The organism is Phytoactinopolyspora endophytica, assembly GCF_004138495.1.
In the GTDB taxonomy this organism is placed as follows: Bacteria; Actinomycetota; Actinomycetes; order Jiangellales; family Jiangellaceae; genus Phytoactinopolyspora; species Phytoactinopolyspora endophytica.
In genome coordinates this window covers 14478-18521 of the sequence record NZ_ML142861.1, presented here as the reverse complement: position 1 = coordinate 18521, position 4044 = coordinate 14478, and the positions used below count along the sequence as shown (strand labels likewise).

Here is a 4044-nt window from a genome sequence, read left to right as displayed (position 1 = left end):
GCCCGCCGTCGCCGACGCGGTAGGGCTCAACAAGGACCTGATCTCATAGGGCTCGTATGCTAATATGCTTTTATGCGCACAACGGTGGATCTTCCCGATGACCTCATCCGCGCTGCCAAGGCACGGGCAGCCGAGCGCGGGGAAAGTCTCAAGGAGCTGTTCACGCGTGTGCTTTCCCGTGAAGTCAGAACCCCAGCAAGCCAACGTGAAGGTGGCAGTGTGTCACTTCCCCTCGTCGGCGGCGCTGGTGGCCCAAGCGTGGATGTGACCAACGCCGACATCGAAGCCGCCCTCGCCGCAGAGGACGCCGAAAGGTACGGGCGCTGATGTATCTGTTGGATGTCGGCGTCTGGCTAGCCGCCGTCTGGGCCAGACACGTTCATCATCCTGCCGTCAAGGCGTGGTTCGACCAGCAGGCGCAGTCATTTGTTCTCTGCCGTGTCACACAGATGAGCTTGCTGCGGCTCCTGTCCAATCCGGCGGTCCTGGGCACGGACGTCATCAACCGTGCCGCCGCCTGGGGCGTCATCGACGCCCTTCAGTCTGACAAGCGCGTGGCATGGGCGGACGAGCCCTCACACATCGAGTCCATCTGGCGGACTATGTCGGCTCGCGACGACAATAGCCACAAGCTCTGGACAGATGACTATCTCGCCGCGTTCGCACAGGCTGGGCAGTTTACGCTTGCCACTCTTGATGGCGCCTTCGCCAAGCGTCACCCGTCGGTCCGGGTTGAAGCGTTGATCTGAGACGACTACCAGTTCCAGGGCGTCCGGACCCAAACCGTTCAGGACTCGGCCGCGGTCAGATACGCGGCGGCCTGCATACGGAACAGTTCGGCGTAGTGGCCGTTCAGCGCCATCAGCTCCTCATGCGCACCGTGTTCGATCACCTCGCCGTCGTGCAGAACATAGATCCGATCAGCGGTGCGCACGGTGGAGAACCGGTGCGAGATGAACAGCACCGTGCGCCCACCCAGCAGGTCCCGCAGAGACTGGAAGAGCGCGTGCTCGGCTCTCGCATCGAGCGACGCCGACGGCTCGTCGAGAATCACGAACGGCGCGTCGCGGAAGAAGGCACGGGCCAGAGCGACGCGCTGCCACTGCCCACCGGAGAGGTCGCGGCCGCCCTTGAACATCTTGGACAGGGGAGTGTTCAGCCCGTCGGGAAGGGCGTTCAACGCGTCCTCGATGCCGGCGCGTCGTGCCGCCGCCACAATGGCCGCCTCGTCGTCGAGCCGCTCGGCCCGGCCGAGGCCGATGTTCTCCCGGCCGGACAGGAAGTAGCGGACGAAGTCCTGGAAGACCACCGCTATGGACGACCGCACACCCGCGCGCGAGTACGTCGAGATGTCTCTTCCATCCCACTGGATGGCTCCCGCATCCGGCTCGTAGAGTGCCGCGAGAAGCTTGGCCAGGGTGGTTTTGCCGGATCCGTTCTCGCCGACCAGCGCCACCACCTCACCGGCGTCCATGTGCAGCGAGACATCACGAAGGACCGGTTCCGTGCTTCCCGGGTAGGTGAAGCTCAGACCATCGGCGGTGAGCGAGGTGAACCTGGCCGGGGCGGTGGTTCCCGCCTCTGCCCGCTCCGCGGCCGGCTGCATGGCGACGAACTCGTCGAGATCGTTGAGGAACAGCCCGGACTCGAAGATGTTCTGAACGCTCTTGAGCAGCATGTTCACCTGCTGGGCCAGGATCCGGATGGCGACGATCGCGGCACCCGCCTCAGCCAGCCCGACCCGGCCGCGGCTGACCAGCCAGACCAGCACGAGCAGGGTGAGCGCCAGGAACACCGCCGAGGCGGCGTTGCCGGCCACCGCCAGATGAGTGCGGCGGCGCAGGTGTGTGCGTAGGTCCGCGGTGAAGGCATCGTAAACGTGGTCGAACCGCTCGCGCAGCGCCCCGACCAGTCCGTAGGCGCGCACCTCCTTGGCCTCGTCCCGGCCGGTCTGGATCGTGCCGAGGTACTGGCGCATGCGCAGGCGAGGTGTCTGAGCGACGGCGAACTCGAACTCCAGGCGGCTCTCCCGGCGGCTGGTGAAGTACAGCGGAACCCCGGCCAGCAGGAGTAGCGGGAGCAGCACCGGTTCCAGGCTGACGATCGCGACAGACAGCCCGACGCTGCCCGCTACGCCGCCGATCAGCCCGATGGTGCCCTGGGTGAGCTGGAACGGCCGGGTGAGTGCGTTGGTCTCCACTCGTTGCAGCCGGTTGTAGAAGTCGGGGGACTCGAATGAGCGAAGGCCGACAGCACCGGCGACGTCGAGCATCTTGCGCCAGGTGGTCCGCATCACCAGTTCGGACAGCAACTTCTGCTGGTTGACCTGGACGGCGGCCGAGATGGAGACGAGCGCCGTGACCGCGGCGAGCAGCATGACGGGCAGCACTACCCGGCCTGCTCCGGCGTCGTCGTCGGTGACCGCGAGGATCGCTTCGAGGACCTCCTTGACGATCAGGACTTGAGCGGCGATGACTAACGCGCCGAGCAGCTGCAGGGCGGACGTGATCCCGAACGTCCGTGGGTCGGCCGACCAGGAGAGCTTGACGCTGTCCACGACCAGAGTGCGAAGCCGTCGCAGCGATTTGGGCTGTTTCCGGGCCGAGGCAGCGAGATCCACGTAGTCGTGGTTGTCCGGCGAGTCTGTATCGTCCGGCGGATCCGGATGGGCCTTTGCTGCATGGCGTCCCGGTCTATCCGGGCCACCGCGCCTCGCCGCCGCGCTGGAAGGGCCGCCGTGCCCGTTCCCGCTCATGCCGGCGTGCCCGCCTGTGACTCGACCGCACGCAGATACTTCTCCAGCGCTCTGGCGTCGGCGGGTTGCCTATGCGCAGGCGGGGAAGGCACACGTGTCACACCGAGCCGCTGGGTCACGCCTCGCAGACTCCGGCGGCCGACAGCGGCGAGGGTGCGTCCGCTGCTCGGGTGGGCGGAGCGGGCGACGAGGCGGGGGAACGACGCGTCCCGGCGGAGTGACGAGACCGGCATCAGGCGGTCGACGGTTCCGGTGACGAGCCGGAACCCAGCGGAACTGCCCAGTTCCCGGTCGAGGTCATCGGGCAGTGGAGTACCGAGCAGCGAACGCGCTCGTGCCAGCACGATGGCCAGCGCGGGTGCCGCGTTCCAGGTGCGCGCGCGGGTGACGACGTCGTCCCAGTCGGTGACGCGGCGGGCGAGCTGGTCGGCGTCGAGAAGCAGGAGCATACGGTCGGCGCCGGTCAGGGCGGCGTGCAGGCACGTATGGACGACGGCGTCGACCGGGTCGAGCATCCACGCGGAGGACAGCCCGATGGAACCCTGAACGCGGCGTTCGAGGAGTTCGTCGGTGGGGACGGAGAACAGCTGCCGGGTCGTCGCCATGTTGATCATCGACCAGTGCAGGTCGACCAGGATTCCGGTCGGGCTGACCCAGTGCATCTCGCCCGGGGGATCCGGGTTGGTGAGCATGTCCGTGTAGTCGATGACGTCCCATCCAGCGGACGCGAGCCTGGACGCGACCTCGCGTAGCTGGCTGGGGGAGACGACTACGTCGACGTCGTGGTACGAACGCAGCCCCGGCGCCGGGTGCGCATGCTCGGAGAGCACAGGTCCCTTGAAGACCGCCCACGGCAGGCCGTCGAGCAGCTCGGACAGGGCACTCAACACGATTCCGGCGCTCAGGTGCCGGGTCATGGCTTCGTCTCGGTCCGGCTTGAGCGCGGCTGCGACTTCCGGCTCGGCCGAACGCAGCGCCACATGTGCCAAAGGCGCGACGCGATGGCGGCGGACCGCCTCGATGAATGCGTGCGCGTCGGAGGTGCCATGCGCCAGCATCGGACGTTTGAGCATGCACACGTCGACGAGCGCCGCCGATTCCGCCCTGCCGGAACGCGATGACTGTGCGACCCGGCCATTAGTCGAGTTTCCCTCAGAACTCGCCATCTGCCCCCCTGGCGTCATCCTAGCCGAACCCCACAATTTGGCCGGATCCTTCATGATAGACAGATATTCCACCGCTGGATAGTCAACCGTTCTTCCTTGGCAACAGCATCACTGTAGGCTGCG

At 66.6% G+C, this 4044-nt stretch carries 4 protein-coding genes; 2 read left to right on the top strand and 2 right to left on the bottom strand.

The features are described 5' to 3' along the window. The first annotated feature begins 72 nt into the window (after nt 1–72). A complete protein-coding gene (locus tag ELR45_RS22340; RefSeq protein WP_129668324.1) occupies nt 73–327 on the top strand; it encodes a hypothetical protein in 255 nt (84 codons plus the stop codon). Next, entirely contained in the window at nt 327–749 is a 423-nt protein-coding gene (locus ELR45_RS22335) for a TA system VapC family ribonuclease toxin (RefSeq protein ID WP_129668323.1), read from the top strand. Before ELR45_RS22340 ends, ELR45_RS22335 begins: the two co-directional genes overlap by 1 nt. A gap of 38 nt (nt 750–787) precedes the next feature. On the opposite strand, the gene ELR45_RS22330 is transcribed toward ELR45_RS22335, so the two are convergent. Continuing rightward, a complete protein-coding gene (locus ELR45_RS22330; RefSeq protein WP_205857059.1) occupies nt 788–2557 on the bottom strand; it encodes an ABC transporter ATP-binding protein in 1770 nt (589 codons plus the stop codon). A gap of 194 nt (nt 2558–2751) precedes the next feature. Next, complete coding sequence (locus ELR45_RS22325; RefSeq protein ID WP_165368015.1) at nt 2752–3921, bottom strand: nucleotidyltransferase family protein; 1170 nt, start codon at nt 3919–3921, stop codon at nt 2752–2754. Nucleotides 3922–4044: the final 123 nt, after the last annotated feature.